The sequence below is a fragment of the Myxacorys almedinensis A genome, from assembly GCF_010091945.1.
GTDB lineage: Bacteria > Cyanobacteriota > Cyanobacteriia > Leptolyngbyales > Leptolyngbyaceae > Myxacorys > Myxacorys almedinensis.
Genome location: NZ_WVIE01000026.1, coordinates 1 through 14,838, shown reverse-complemented (window position 1 = coordinate 14,838; position 14,838 = coordinate 1). Strand labels below are relative to the sequence as shown.

The 14,838-nt window shown below is 49.3% G+C and carries 7 protein-coding genes; 3 read left to right on the top strand and 4 right to left on the bottom strand.

Annotation, left to right across the window (positions count from 1 at the left end):
• Positions 1–237 precede the first annotated feature (237 nt).
• Positions 238–1,122, top strand: a complete 885-nt coding sequence (locus GS601_RS18120) for a CNNM domain-containing protein (protein WP_162424702.1) — start codon at positions 238–240, stop codon at positions 1,120–1,122.
• Between the two features lie 53 nt (positions 1,123–1,175).
• Here GS601_RS18120 and GS601_RS18115 read toward each other — a convergent pair whose 3' ends face one another.
• The 4 genes from GS601_RS18115 to GS601_RS18100 all read right to left on the bottom strand — a co-directional run bounded on the left by GS601_RS18115 (position 1,176) and on the right by GS601_RS18100 (position 9,202).
• A complete protein-coding gene (locus GS601_RS18115) occupies positions 1,176–2,156 on the bottom strand; it encodes a glycosyltransferase (RefSeq protein ID WP_162424701.1) in 981 nt (326 codons plus the stop codon).
• A gap of 168 nt (positions 2,157–2,324) precedes the next feature.
• Complete coding sequence (gene mrdA / locus GS601_RS18110) at positions 2,325–4,100, bottom strand: penicillin-binding protein 2 (RefSeq protein ID WP_162424700.1); 1,776 nt, start codon at positions 4,098–4,100, stop codon at positions 2,325–2,327.
• A gap of 331 nt (positions 4,101–4,431) precedes the next feature.
• On the bottom strand, positions 4,432–7,746 hold the full coding sequence (locus GS601_RS18105) for an efflux RND transporter permease subunit (protein ID WP_162424699.1): 3,315 nt from the start codon (positions 7,744–7,746) through the stop codon (positions 4,432–4,434).
• Between the two features lie 13 nt (positions 7,747–7,759).
• The gene (locus GS601_RS18100) at positions 7,760–9,202 is read right to left on the bottom strand and encodes an efflux RND transporter periplasmic adaptor subunit (protein WP_162424698.1); all 1,443 of its coding nucleotides are present in this window, start codon (positions 9,200–9,202) and stop codon (positions 7,760–7,762) included.
• Between the two features lie 547 nt (positions 9,203–9,749).
• Here GS601_RS18100 and GS601_RS18095 point away from each other — a divergent pair.
• Positions 9,750–10,013: a hypothetical protein gene (locus GS601_RS18095; RefSeq protein WP_162424697.1), complete on the top strand. Its 264-nt coding sequence runs from the start codon at positions 9,750–9,752 to the stop codon at positions 10,011–10,013.
• Between the two features lie 249 nt (positions 10,014–10,262).
• Positions 10,263–14,612, top strand: a complete 4,350-nt coding sequence (locus GS601_RS18090) for an amino acid adenylation domain-containing protein (protein WP_162424696.1) — start codon at positions 10,263–10,265, stop codon at positions 14,610–14,612.
• Positions 14,613–14,838: the final 226 nt, after the last annotated feature.

Sequence of the window (14,838 nt, the reverse complement as noted above, 5' to 3'; positions counted from 1 at the left end):
GCCACACTCTTTTGTGTGAAAGGGAAGCAACACCAAAAATCCTAACTCTAAAGTCTCTCATTAGATCGCTCTGTGGTGGAGATCTAATTTATAACGGAGAAACCATAGAGACCAACAACCTGGCTAAAGCTAGCACCAACGTCTCTTCTGGAAACTGCGCCAAGGGGTACAAGTCGTTTGGCTAACGAACTCACTAAACTAGTAAAGGTATCTTCCTTAACAATTTGGAGCCGAGCTTTGACCTTTCTACACACCATCGAGATTGAAGCCGCAGAGGCGCTTTTGCAATTGGCAATATTACTTGTTTTGGTCTTGGTGATTGCGTTTTTTGTCGCCGCAGAACTTGCGATCGTATCTGCGTCCAAAGGCGAAATCTATCGGCTCACGCAACAGACCGAGACTCAAGCCATCGCCCAACAGGTGCAGCACGCCCAAAATAACCTCAAGCAGTATCTCTCGGTCACCCAAACCGGAACCACAGCAGGCAGCCTTCTCCTCGGTTGGCTTGGCGAAGGCGCAACGGTGCATTGGATCGAACCCTGGATCGCGCGATTACCCATTCCGCCCTTGCCTGCGATGCTGACGAGTCACTCGATTGCGACTGCGATCGCGTTTTTACTCGTGACCTACGTCGAGATCGTTTTAGGCGAACTCGTCCCCAAAGTCTTGGCTTCTCAAGCGCCAGAACGCACCGCGCTGCTCTTGATTCGTCCCCTAAACCTCTGTTCCTATCTTTTTGCTCCGGCGTTGGTGGTGCTCAATGCTACGGTGAACCTGCTGATCGGATCGCGCGATCGCGAAGCCGTGCCATCCGATACGCCAATTGTTCACTGCGACCCGTATTCGGTCAAAGTAGACGGCTCTATGGATTTGCAAGACTTGAACCAGCAACTTGGGGTAAACTTTCCACCGAGCGACGCCTACAAAACCTTGGCTGGCTTTATGATTCATCAGGTAGGGCACGTTCCAGCCGAGCGCGATCGCGTGCAATGGGGTGAACTTGAACTCGAAGCCCTTCGGATTAGAAACAACCGTTTAGAAACCATTTTGCTTCGCCAAGTGACTCAGCCGTTGGGTAGCGCGGTAACGTTAGCTGAAGAAACCTTGCTACCCAATTCGTAGGCGTGGCTATAAAACGCACTCCGGTGGCTGTGCCAGAGGGCGTAAGAGCATTGTCAGGTAACCCGTTGGCTCTCTTCTAAAAGTTTGTTATATTGCGCTAACAGATAGTTTGGTTTCCAAGTCGTGATTAGGAAACCCAGATAAATTAGCAACGCTGAGGCAATCATGATCGGAATCGCTAGCGGCAAAAAGAATAAATGGCGAAGGTCGTTTGCTACCAGTTTATGAATGCGATCGCGAAATATCTGTAGTTTTCCGCCTATCCCATTCATGCTCAGATCATCTATTTTAGTCTGTTTTTTGCCAGGTCTGAGGAGCCGCCTTTGCCAGTAATAATCATGCCCAATTAACAGAAATCGCCAGAAGAAATGAGAGACGCCATTGGGAGGCGCATGAAACGCTCTCGCCTGCGGTTGCTGCCAAATGATAATGCCTTGCTCTCGGATGTGATGGGCATGAATAACGCAGTTTCCTCGGTAAAGCGGCAACTGTGTAGGAATCGGATAGCGCAGCAAAAAGTCTTGACGAAAAGCAACATTGTTTAGAAAATATTGCTTTGTTGAAGTTAACTCTTGTTGACCAGAAAATGGAGGGAAAATATAGGTCATTGCCATCGCAGTGCCATAAATTCCAACATTATTTGTTACGGTCTCACCTGCAACAATTTGGACATCTTTTGATTGTAAAAATGGTTGCAATATGGTTTTTAACCATTGATGAGCATAGACACAATCAGAATCGTAGTAAACAATAATTTCTCCAGTTGCTAGCTTTGCTCCTAACATTTTGGACTGGTAATATCCAATACCAGCTTGGGCTTCATGAATTTTGACCCAAGGATAGAGGCAACACAATTCTTTTAGCACTTCGGTTGGGGTATTGCCACTATCGATCAGAATAACTTCATTTGCATAAGTAGGAGCCGGGTCTTGGGCAGCAAGCGAGGAGAGCGATCGCGAAAGTCCTTTTAAGTCAGCATTCGCCAAGTTTTCCGTTTCTAAAATAATTGAAAAGCTCGGAAGATCGTAATCCACAAACTTGCTCCCACCCACAACGCCTCAACTCGGAAAACACCAAAAGTACCCAGATTTATTTCTGTGTATTAATTATATTTGTTCCTTTCACAACAAAAAAGGATTTCTGAAAATACTCAAAAATCTCTATTGCTGTGTCTCTCTATTGCTGTGTCTATAGACGATTGATTAGGAACCAGATTTCTTCTGAGAACCAAAATATGCTTTGTAAACCTCGTGGGCAATTGGCACTGCCGATTCTGCCCCAAACCCACCATTCTCGACGACAACTGCCACTGCAATTTGGGGATTGTTCACCGGTCCGTAGCCTACGTACACCGCATTATCACGCTGTCCTAGCACCTCTGCGGTTCCTGTTTTTCCAGCAGTTGGCGGGATAGAGCCATCGTTAAGCTGACGCGCCGTTCCCTCTTTCACAACTGCCGCTAGCCCTTCTTGAATCACCTTGATGGTTGCTGGATTCAATCCCGTAGGAGTAGGCTGTGCATCGGGCTGGAAGTTTTGATTCACCATCAAATGAGGCTTAACTCGCTTGCCACCGTTTGCGATCGCAGAAACCATAACCGCCATTTCTAGGGGTGTCACCTGCACAACGCCTTGCCCAATCGACATACTAACCGTGTCGCCACCATACCAAGGCTCGTTGTAGAGCGACTCCTTTTGCTCTGGCGTCGGAATGATTCCATGACTAGCCCCATCTAGCCCCATGTTAGATGAGATCCCGATGCCAAGATTGCGCCCCCATTTTGCAATTTCTTCTGGACCTGCTGCCATACCGACCTGGTAGAAAAAAGTGTTGCTGCTAACCGTAAATGCCTCTCGAAAGCCAATTACGCCGTAGCCGCTGCCGCCATGCTCGTGGAAAAACGTTCCCCCAATGTTGAGCGCTCCATAGGTCATTAACGTAGACTCAGGAGAAAATTTGCCCGATTGCATTCCTGCGGCTGCCGTCACAATTTTGAACGTGCTTCCGGGCGGATACCCTTGCAGCGCCCGGTTTAACAGGGGGGTATTTTCGTTCTGAAGCGCATCCCATTCATTCTGAGTGATTTTTCGCGTAAACATACCCGGATCAAACGATGGCCCGCTTGCCAGCGTCAAAACAGCCCCCGTCTTCACATCCATCGCGACAACGGCGCCCCGCCGATTGTTGAGCATTTTTTCGGCGGCTTGCTGCAATTTGAGATCTAACGTAAGTTGCAGAGGCACACCAGACACAGGTTGCTGGACTCCCAGCATATTTAGCTCTTTGCCCACCGAATCGACCTGAATCAGCCGATTACCCCATTTTCCTCGCAGCACATCATCTGCAATCCGCTCGATCCCCGCTTTGCCAAGCAACATCCCAACCGGAAATTCGGGGTGGTTGATCAAATCGTCGCGGGTTGCCTCGCCGATATATCCCATGACATGAGATGCCAAACTGCCGTGGGGATAAAATCGGTTGGATTCCGGTTGCATTTCAAGTCCGGGGATCGCCCCACTTTCAGATAGGGCAATGAATCGCTGTTCGTCAAGTTTTCGGTAAATTCTGACGGGCATTGCCGACTGGTATCCCCGCTCTTCAATCTGTTTGAGAATGTCTGCGGCAGGAATATCTAGAATCTGGCTCAACTGTTTGGCACTTTCTTGCCATTGCTCTTTTGGTTGCTCTCGCGGGTAGAGGTAGACCGATCGCGACAACTCGCTTGTGGCTAGGGTATTGCCTTTGCGATCGAGGATATTGCCCCGATCGGCAACAATGGGCAATGGTCGAATCCGATTGTTGTCTGCAAGTTGCCGATGATACTGACCTTGCACAAGCTGAAGATAGGCAACCCGGAATAAGCAGATGCTGATCAGCCCCGCCGCAATCATCAGTAAAACAATAGCGCGAGACGAACGATGCGATCGCGCCCGATTGACCCAGTTTCTAGTAGATGCCCCTGAAAAGCCTGTCGCCATAAGATCTCAACGTCCTTAGTATAGAAATTTATAATTCCACCTAACGGTAGAGTTTAAAGAGTTTCAAATCCTTTGGGCAACTTTTTAATCCAACGTAAGGGGATCATGACGCGGGTTTCAAATGAGCTTTCTTAATGGTGAAAACTCAGTAGAGGAGTGCCAAATTGGTTTCTCTAATCAAGAAAGCCGAGGGCTATCCAGTTCTGTTATCTTCTTCAGTGCAGGTCTTTAGTCCGGAAAGCGACTTGAAACCAGCGTGCTGTCTGCCTTCTGTAGAAGGAGGCGCGATCGTTCTCTGTGCTAAGTGACCAACACTTGGGTTCTCTAGAGTCTACTTTCTGGGCAAGCTCTCTTCAGGACTCCGCACTGGAGGTACATCAAACGCCTCCTCACCTTTATTATCTTCCGAATCGAATGAAGTCTTTGCGCGTTGCTCAACTCGTTCCTTCGCTTCAAATCGTCCAAAAATATCATGGAGCAGTAGATAAAAGCAAGGAATAATGAAGAGCGTGAGAATCGTTGCTAGCGACAAGCCAGAAAACACCACAATTCCAAGCGGTTGCAAGAACTCGCCGCCCTCGCCCAAGCCTAAGGCAAGCGGAAACATCCCTAAAACGGTTGTGATCGCCGTCATTAGAATTGGTCGAAGTCGCTGAGGGGCGGCTTGCAGCATGGCAACTCGCCGGGTCACGCCGTCTCGTTCGCGGATCTGGTTAGCCAACTCCACCATGACGATCGCGTTGTTCACAACAATACCTACCAAGAGGACAGCCCCAACAATCACCGTTGCGCCGATCGCAGTGTTGGTGATGAAGAGTCCCCAAATCCCACCTGCGATCGCAAGGGGAATGGTTAGCATAATCACGAGCGGATCGACTAAAGAGTTATATTGCACTGCCATCACAACAAACACGAGAAACGCCGCCAGCCCGCCTAAGAGCGGCAGCGCCGACTGAATTTGCTGGTTACTTTGCGCGGCTGAGCTTGGCAGCCGACTCACTCCTTCCGGTAGCTGAAGCGTTTGGAAGATCTGATTGACTTCTTCTAAAGCTCCTCCCAAACTTGCGTCATCATTCAACGTTCCGGCAATCTGAAAGACTTGGCGTTGGTTAATGCGCTGAATTTCTCCAGGGGCTTCTCCAGTCTCAATTTGAGCAATATCCCCCAGCCTCACAAGCTGCCTATCAGGGGTGAAAAGCGGCAACTGGGCAAGTTGCGACGGGCGCTGAATCACGCCGTCCTTTAATTCAACCCGCACATCAACCAGCCGGTTTCCCCGTTGAAGCTGTGTCGGGACAGAGCCTTCAAGGGCAGTTTGAATCGTCGTGCCAATGTCTTGAGTGTTGAGTCCAAGTTCGGCGGCTCGCTCGCGATCGCGGCGAATCTGAATTTCAGGTTGGCGCTGATCTGTGTCGGGGCGATATCTCGCCAATTTTGCCTGACCCAACGCTGCGATCACTTGTCGCCCTGCCTGCTCTAGTTGAGCGGCACTATTGCCCTGCAACAGCACATCCACATCTGCACCCCGCACCGGAGAATTGTTAAGAATCAGCCCTCGCACTTGTCCTGGGCTTAGGCGTAGCAGCGTGTCTACTAAGTTGAGTCGATTAAATTCTTGAGTAACGCGCTCGACAAATTCTGGGACATTTGTCCCTGGTTTGAGGGTGATGTTACTAGAGCTTCGCACTGCGTTTTCACTCGTGTTGCTGCCAAACAGAGACCCGCCAATCGTAGTAAAAACATATTCTGTTTCCGGCTGCTCCGATAAAATTTTATCCACCTCACTCATGACTTTGAGGCTTGTATTGATCGGTGTGCCAGGTGCAAATCGCGCAAACAGATTCGCTTGCCCAGTGCTGAGGCGCGGCAAAATTTCTTGGGGAATGCTGCCTAGAACCAAAAGGCTGCTGCCGCCCAACACTAGAAAGGTAATCGCAATCACCAGCAATCGCCGCCGCAGCACTGTATCTAGCAGCGATCGATACTGGCGTGTCGAGGCTTCAAACCGTTGGTTAAAGTTCCGCAGGAGCCAGGTTTGCCCAACTCGGCTCGACCATCGGATCGCCAACAGCCGTGATGCCATCATCGGCACGATCGTAACAGCAACGAAAATGGAAGCAGCAACGGAAAAACTAATCGTTAAAATTAGTTCGTTAAACAGGAGTGCAATGAATCCGCCAATCAGCAAAAAAGGTAACACCGCAACCAGGTTTGTACTCGTAGAAGCAAGTAGGGCAGATTCTACAGACTGACTGCTGACAATCGATTGCTCAATCAATTCTTGGGAGTTAAGCCGGGTGCGAGATTCGTGCCCCAGCGTCATCCCAGAGCCTTCGGCGATCGTTTCCAGCATGACGATCGAGTTGTCTACCACAATGCCCACGCCCAAAGCTAAACCGCCCAAGCTAAACACGTTGAGCGACAGGTTGAACAATCGCATCAAGATAATAGCTGTGAGCGTGGCTAACGGAATCGATAGAACAATAATCAGCGTCTGACGAATCGAACCCAGAAATAGGAGAACTGCGATCGCGGCTAGCCCCGCCCCAACCAAACCAGCAGTGGTGACGTTAGAAATCGAATTGCGAATAAAAATCGACTCGTCTAAGGTCGGCAATAGCTGCATATCTTGCGGCACAACGCCCGCACTTCTAAGCTCTTCAATCCGCCGCTTCACCCCTTCTACAACTTGAATTGTATTGGCATCCGGTTGTTTCTGAATGCTGAGTTTAACGGCAGGGCTACCGTTGAGCGTGACAAAGAGTCGTTGCTGCTGCGTACCATCGCTGACCTCCGCAACGTCTCGCAAATAAACGCGCCGGGTTGCCTCTGGGCTATCTGTGGTGCCCGATGCATTGCCCGATTCTGGCGCATCACTCACAATAAAGGACAGATTTTCGATTTCTGAAGCGTCTTGAAAGCGTCCAATTGCCCGTGTCAACGGCTCGGAGTTTTCGCCTAAAATTCGCCCACCCGAAACATCTCGATTCGTTTCAGACAGTTGGGTCAAGATCTCATTTAGCCCGACGCCCAACGATTGCAGCCGATCAAAATCAACCAACACTCGGACTTCTTCTGAAACCCCACCCGCCACGTCTACCGCCGCAACGCCGTCAACCACGGTCAGTTCCCGACCCAATTCTTCATCAGCGAATACGCGCAAATCAACCGGTTCTAATGAGTCTGACGTGAGGGCAACTTCGTAAACGGGGAGTTGAGAGGGATCAACTTTAAATAATCTAGGTTCTTCAATGGTACTAGGAAGCCGACCACGAGCACGATTGAACGCCGCCGTTGCATCGTTTAAGGCTTGATCAATATTGCCCCCTGGCTGAAAATACAGATCGACGTTTACCTGACCCTCACGAGTGGTGGAAAACGTCTGTACAACGCCTTCAGTGGTTGATAAGGCTTCCTCCAAAGGACGAGTCACTTCATCGATCGCAACTTCTGGCGAAATGCCGGGAGCGTTGACTCGTACGCCAATCCGGGGATACGTAATCGACGGTAGCAGATCCACCTGAATGGTAAACAGAAAAAAGACGCCGATCGCCATAACAGCCAGTGTTAACATCAGCGTTCCAATATGCCGCCGAACTGCAATGCCACTGATGCTAAAGCCGCGTGGCTGAGAAGATGAAGTCATGTGAATTCCTACCCTAGCTTTTCTCGTTTTCGTTAGTTTCAGAAATCAAACTCAGCCGGACTGGATCACCCTCTTTCAGTTCACCACTGCTGCGTACCACAAAGGATTCGCCCGGCTTCAACCCCGACAAAATTTCGACTTGCCCATCTTTACGATTGCCCACTTGCACTTGGCGGGCTGCCACCGTTGCCTGGTCTCCGGTGCGGTTCACTACAAATAAGGTGGCGCTTCGGGGTTGTTGCTCGGCTTGGGATGATGCAGAAGCACGATTACCAGAGGTTGTGCGGCTAGCAGTTTGGGGCTGAGAAGCTCCGCGATCGCGAGTTTCGCCCGAATTGCCCGAACGATTTCCTGCTGCTCCTTGCCTGCGGTTGCCGGTTTGCACAGCGGTTTCTGGAACCACCACCTGCTGTGCCTGACGCGAGTTAAAGCTGACCCGCGCCAACAGCCCACTACCAATGCGCTGATTTTGATTGGGGATTGTAACTTCAATCGGGATGAGGCGCGATCGCGGATCAGCCGCTGGTGAAATGCGCGTCACTCGACCGATCAGGGTCTGATTTTGCAGCGAATCTAGCCGGACTTGCGCCTGCTGCCCTTCGCGAATCTGCCCAAGCTCTAGCTCTGAGACCTGCACTTCCACCTTGACTTGGCTAAAGTCTCCTAGCCTCAAAATCTCATTGCCGGGCTGCGCTAAGTTTCCTAGCTCCGTCAGGCGTTCTAGCACCGAGCCGCTGACCGGGGCAGTGAGGGTGCTGTACGACTGGCGTTCTTCCTCCTGAGCAACGAGCGCTTGCTGTGCCGTCACGCGCCGCTGCGCCGCCGCTACTGCCTGCTGCCGATTGCGAACCTGCCGTTCAGCAGAGCGAAGCGCTTGTTCTGCCGTTTTGGCATTGGTTTGGGCAGTTTCAGCCTGCTGCTCAGAAATCGCGCCAGAGCGCAGGAGTTGTGCCTGTCTGCTGGCATCCGATCTCGCCTGCTGCAACTCTAAGCGCGATCGCTCTACCTGAGTCTGAGCATCATCAGCATCGGCTTGCAGGCTTGCTACTTCCGATTCTCGTGCCGCTACTTCCGCTTGTGCCTGCGCCACTGCCGCCGTCGAGAGCCGATTATCAATCCGGGCTAACGTTTGCCCCCGAATCACCCGATCGCCAACATCAACGCTCAAATCGGTGAGTTGCCCTTCGGCTTGCGATCGCAGTGAAACCTCCCGAAAGGGGCGGGTCGTCCCAGTGTAGGCAGTCGCGGTTTCGAGGGCAGACTCACGAGCGATCGCAACATCCACTGCTGCCGGCCCGCTCTGGGAGCGGGCGTCTGGTCGGGTCTGGGCATCGCCAGAAGGGATAAGGTTACACCCTGTTCCAACCAAGAGCAGCCCAACAAAGCCTAATCGAACCATCAAAGCCGTAGACAGGAGACGGCGCGGTTTGCGAAGCGGTAACTGTGGAGGCGACATAATTTAGCGGCTCAGAAGGGCTGAAAGGGTCAACATGTTAAGTTTTGTAAAGCACTTAGTGTACTAAATGTATCGGTCTAAAGGATGAAAAGTAATTCACAATTTTAACGAGAACCGAGGGTCATATCTCTTTGACTGTGCAAGTAGGGAGATAGGTTCAATTAAATAGAAAAAATTTTCTAAAAAAGATTTTATAGGCTCGGTACAAGCCTGAAACCCAGGTCTACAAGAAATATCTATCTAAAAAGTTGATGAGGGACGTGAAAGCGAAACGATCTTGCAGATCAGAACGTTGTAGGGAAGTGTGTCCTTCAGCATTAACTTCAAAACGGACGCTATGACCTAGAATGCCCTCACCTTTGACCCTCTTCTCGCGAAAGTGAAGAACTCGAAACATTCCCCTACTCAAGGCGCACCCTATATCTATAGGCTGCTTCTACAGATATAGAGTGCGATCGCAGGCTCCTTTCCCTTCAGTAGACGACACGATCGCAGCAGGGTCAGTATCTTAGTTGCACATCAAACTCAAATATGAAGCGAAAACATTATGGAATACCTTGGACAATGTGTAGAAATTATGGAACACGATCCGGGATGGATTAGCATTTGGTGGCACGAAGGCGGCATGATCCAACTCGGCTATTTCATCACACCTACCGAAGCATGGCAAGCTGTTGTAGACCTGATTCAGCGAGATCTGGCAGTGCGATCGCTCCTTTGCGTTTTAGACGAATGGCGTAACGTGACCTATATCGATGATTTGGAATACGCCCTTGGCGTCAATGCGTTGGTTTCGTTTGTTCTCGCCTAAGCGACAAAAAGAGATCTCCACAGAACAAACGTTGAGACCATAGTTATTCAATCAAAAAATACACAATCTGGCAACAAAATCGACCTTTTAAATAATATCTGACGATCGTAAATTAAACGTGAAGCACCGTTTCCTTAACTTCGGCTCTTGGGAAATCTAAGTGTAGTGGAATTTGCCGTATCAATTTATACAGCAATTCAACACACTAAGAATCTGTCTAGTTTAGTATCCAAGGTCAAGGAGAACGTAATGCCGTTTGCTACAGATAATGTTGCTATTCATCACCTCATTGAACTGCAAGCTTCAAAAACTCCTGATGCCATAGCAGCCACTTTTCAGAGCCAACGGCTGACATATCAAGAGCTAAATGAAAAAGCAAACCAACTAGCCCACCATCTACAAACTCTTGGGGTAAAGTCAGAAACCCTAGTTGGCATTTGTGTCGAGCGATCGCTGAACTTGCTCATCGCTCTGCTAGGCATTTTAAAAGCAGGCGGGGCATATGTTCCGCTCGACCCCAACTACCCCCAAGATCGGTTGGCATTTGTCATTGACGACACCCAACTTCCCGTTCTAATCACTCAACACTCTCTCCTGCCACTCTTGCCACAGGCTGATCACGCCCATGTGCTTTGCCTCGATATCGACTGGCAAACTGTAGCCCAGCAGCCTACAGAAAATCTCGTTAGCCTGGTTACAGCCGACCATTTAGCCTATGTAATCTACACCTCTGGCTCAACGGGTAAGCCCAAAGGCGTCCAGATTACCCACCAAGCTGCCGTCAATTTCTTGCGCTCTATGCAGGCAGAACCCGGACTGACCCATCACGACATTCTTCTAGCCGTAACTACGATTTCGTTTGATATTGCAGTTCTGGAATTGTTCTTGCCGCTGAGCGTGGGTGCTGGCATCCTTTTAGTCAGTCGCGAGCTCGCATCCAACGGAGCGCTACTATCCAAACTTTTGTCCGAATCGAAGGCAACTGTGATGCAGGCGACTCCAGCAACTTGGCGAATGCTACTAAGCGCCGGGTGGCGGGGCAAAAAAGATCTGAAGATGCTGTGTGGTGGAGAAGCCCTGACGCGATCGCTTGCTAATCAACTTTTAGAGCGAGGCGATTCGTTGTGGCAAATGTATGGACCTACCGAAACAACGGTGTGGTCAATGGTGGGCAAAGTTGGGCCCGGAGAGGGCGCTGTGCCGTTGGGTCACGCGATCGCAAACACTCAAATCTACCTGATCGAGGAACCCGCACGCCGCAGAGGGGATACTCTTAAACTTGCTGCTCCTGGTGTGCCTGGAGAAGTCTTCATTGGCGGAGAGGGCGTTGCCCGCGGCTACTTTAATCGCCCAGAGTTGACTCAAGAAAAGTTCATTCGCGACCCATTTAGCACTACGCCCAGAGCACGGCTTTATCGAACAGGCGATTTAGCCCGTTCTCTTCCAGATGGCAGCATTCAGTACATTGGGCGCATTGATCATCAGGTCAAAATTCGAGGTCACCGAATCGAACTTGGAGATATTGAAGCGGCGCTCAGCCAGCATGATGATGTCAAAGAAACGGTCGTTATTGCCCATGGAAACGATGGCGAAGAAAAACGTCTCGTCGCCTATATTGCACCTAAATCTGATGTACAGGTGACAGAACCCAATGGATTAGCCCCCGTGGCTGAAAATGCTGAAATCACATCGCAATGGCAAAAGATCTGGAGTGCTGCCTATAGCGAAGCAGTAAATGAACACGATCCTACATTTAATATCGCCGGATGGAACAGCAGCTACACGGGTAAGATGACTCCTGCCCACGAACTAAAAGAATGGGTTCAACACACGGTCGATCGCATTCTTGCACTACGCCCCCAAAAAATTTTAGAAATTGGTTGTGGTACAGGGTTACTGTTGTTTCGCCTCGCTCCTTACTGCTCTCACTACATTGGTACAGACATTTCTGCGGAAGCGATTCGCTATATTGATCAGCAATTACAGAAAACCTATCCCCATGGGTCGAATGTAACGCTTTACCAAAAAGCAGCTGATGCTTTAGAAAACATTGAGCCACAGTCGGTAGATACGATTGTTCTCAACTCTGTGATTCAATATTTTCCGAATATTGACTATCTTGTAAACGTGCTAAAAATGGCTGTACGAGCCGTCAAACCGGGAGGTCACATTTTTGTTGGTGATGTGCGAAGTTTGCCGCTCTTAGAAGCATTCCATACCTCTGTACAACTTCACCAATCGGTCAACTCTGGGTCAACCACTCATTTACAGCAGCGCATCCGCGATCGCATCAATCACGAAAGAGAACTTGTGATCGATCCAAGATTCTTCACCGCATTTCAGCATCATTTTCCTCAAGTCGATCAAGTTCAAGTGCAGATCAAGCGGGGTTCCTACCATAATGAACTGACGCGCTTTCGCTACGATGTGGTTCTGCAGGTTGAAACCAGTACACAGCCAGATGCTGAGCCGATTTGGTTAGATTGGCAACAGCAAACCTTAACGCTTTCTAAGATTCGTCAGTTTTTACTAGAGGAAAAGCCAGAGCGAGTCAGCATTACCGGCATTCCTAATGCGCGCATTGCAGCAGAAATGACAACCCTTCAAGTGTTGACAAGCTCTGAATGCCCCAACACGATAGAAGATCTATGGAAACAGTTAGAACACCAATTGCAGCGTACTGGAGTTGACCCAGAAGAGGTGTGGCAACTCAGCCAAGACGTTGCCTATGATGTGTCGATCAATTGGTCTGCTTCAGGAGAAATCGGTTGTTATGACGTTTTGCTGCAACAGCGATCGCCAGGGGTTCAAGTCGCTAATGCTTGGGCGATCGCAGCCTTGCCTGCCTCCCAAACCGAGATGCAGCCTTTGAGTACTTATGCCAACAATCCAACCAGAACCACAAGTGCCAAAGACCTCATTCCAAAATTACGCGCTTTCCTCAGAGAGAAACTGCCCGCATTCATGATTCCTTCTACTTTTATGGTGCTAGAGTCGTTGCCTCTCACCCCCAATGGGAAGATCGATCGCCGCGCTTTACCTGCGCCTAGTCAGGCTCGCCCAGACTTGGAAGCCGTTTATGTCGCACCTCAGACGAAAGTTGAGGAACAGTTGGCGAGTCTCTGGTCGCAGATGTTGGGCATAGAGCAAATTGGCGTCCACGATAGCTTTTTTGAGTTGGGAGGACATTCGCTTCTCGTCACTCAGTTAATGGCTCACGTAGAAGAAACGTTTCAGATTGAACTGTCGCTAATTGCCCTCTTCCAGTCGCCTACCATAGCAGGATTAGCCCAAGCAATTAACGCCAAGCGCAACCCTGCAAAAAACGCAACTTTGCAACATTCTGATGGAGAAAGTGCATCAGATAAGAATGATCTAACGTGGGTAGACCTGCAAGCTGATACAGTGCTTGCTCCTTCGATTTATTCTAAAGGGACGCTCCCTACCCTTGTCGAACCCCAAGCTATCTTCCTTACCGGAGCCACCGGATTCTTAGGCGCATTCTTGCTTCAGGAACTTCTAGAGCAGACCCTAGGGAAGGTTTATTGTTTAGTCCGTGCCTCAACTGAAGAAGAAGGCATGCAGAAGATTGCCCAAAACCTGGCTCGATATCGATTAAACCATCCTGAGTACGCCTCTAGAATTGTTCCTGTGCTAGGAGATCTGGCGCAACCGCTTTTAGGGCTTTCTCATCAAGACTTTCAGGAGCTAGCAGGCAAAATTGATCTGATTTATCACAATGGTGCGTTTGTTAATCTCATCTATCCTTACACAGCACTTCGAGCCGCGAACGTCTTGGGTACACAAGAAGTGTTGAAATTAGCCTGCCAGTGTAAGACTAAGCCTGTCCATTTTATTTCAACGCTGGATGTGTTTCATTCATCTGCCTACGCCGATACAAAACGCCTGCTAGAGCAAGACGACCTATTGGGAGCAGAAGGGCTTTATAACGGTTATGCCCAGAGCAAATGGGTGGCTGAAAAGTTGATCATGGCGGCTCGCGATCGCGGCATCCCAACCTGTATTTTTAGAGCAGGCATGATTGTCGGACACGACCAAACAGGCGTATCTAAAACAGACGACCTGATCAGCAGAATTATCAAAGGATTAATTCAACTTGGTAAAGCTCCAAACTTAGAGTTGAATATGAATCTCACTCCGGTTAATTACATTAGCCAAACGATCGTCCATTTATCTAGACAACCAGAATCGTGGGGCAAGGCATTTCATTTGGTTAACCCCCATTTTTTGCCCCTAGAAAAACTAGTACAGCACATAAAATCGCTGAATTATTCAATTCAACTCGTCACTTATGAACAGTGGCAAGCTGAGTTATCTGCTCTCAAATCAACTCAAAATAATGCTTTGAGTCCTCTGATTTCCCTATTTTCAGAAAAAAGCGGTAAGCCGGTTTCTCTAGAAACCCTAGCGCTTCAGAGAGTAGATTGCCAAAACACAATTGTAGGATTGGCGAATACAGAGATTCAGTGCTTGCCAATTGATGATAGTGTTCTCGAAACTTACTTTTCTTACTTCATAGAAAGTGGATTTCTCAATATTCCAGAGCGCCATAGTCTGACAGCTTTAACTACAGTTTGACTGCTGCTTGATTGTCAAAACCCATTGAGGCTTTCGCTATCATTAACCTGAGGTCGGGTTAAGCCAACAAGTCAGGATACCGGTTAGCTGCATCACCTTTTTGCAGCACCGGAACCTGCCTCTCACACTTTCCGGTGTGAACTAGCCTAATACCAAATCAAAAAATGCCTGCGACAGATAGTGCATTTACGATAAAGCTAAAGCCAGTGACAGAAGCAACGGTTTC

What these genes read in the sequence shown, in the direction of transcription:
- mrdA (WP_162424700.1), bottom strand. Translation starts at nt 4,100, where the DNA reads ATGGCGACAGGCTTTTCAGGGGCATCTACTAGAAACTGGGTCAATCGG.
- GS601_RS18105 (WP_162424699.1), bottom strand. Translation starts at nt 7,746, where the DNA reads ATGACTTCATCTTCTCAGCCACGCGGCTTTAGCATCAGTGGCATTGCA.
- GS601_RS18100 (WP_162424698.1), bottom strand. Translation starts at nt 9,202, where the DNA reads ATGTCGCCTCCACAGTTACCGCTTCGCAAACCGCGCCGTCTCCTGTCT.
- GS601_RS18095 (WP_162424697.1), top strand. Translation starts at nt 9,750, where the DNA reads ATGGAATACCTTGGACAATGTGTAGAAATTATGGAACACGATCCGGGA.
- GS601_RS18090 (WP_162424696.1), top strand. Translation starts at nt 10,263, where the DNA reads ATGCCGTTTGCTACAGATAATGTTGCTATTCATCACCTCATTGAACTG.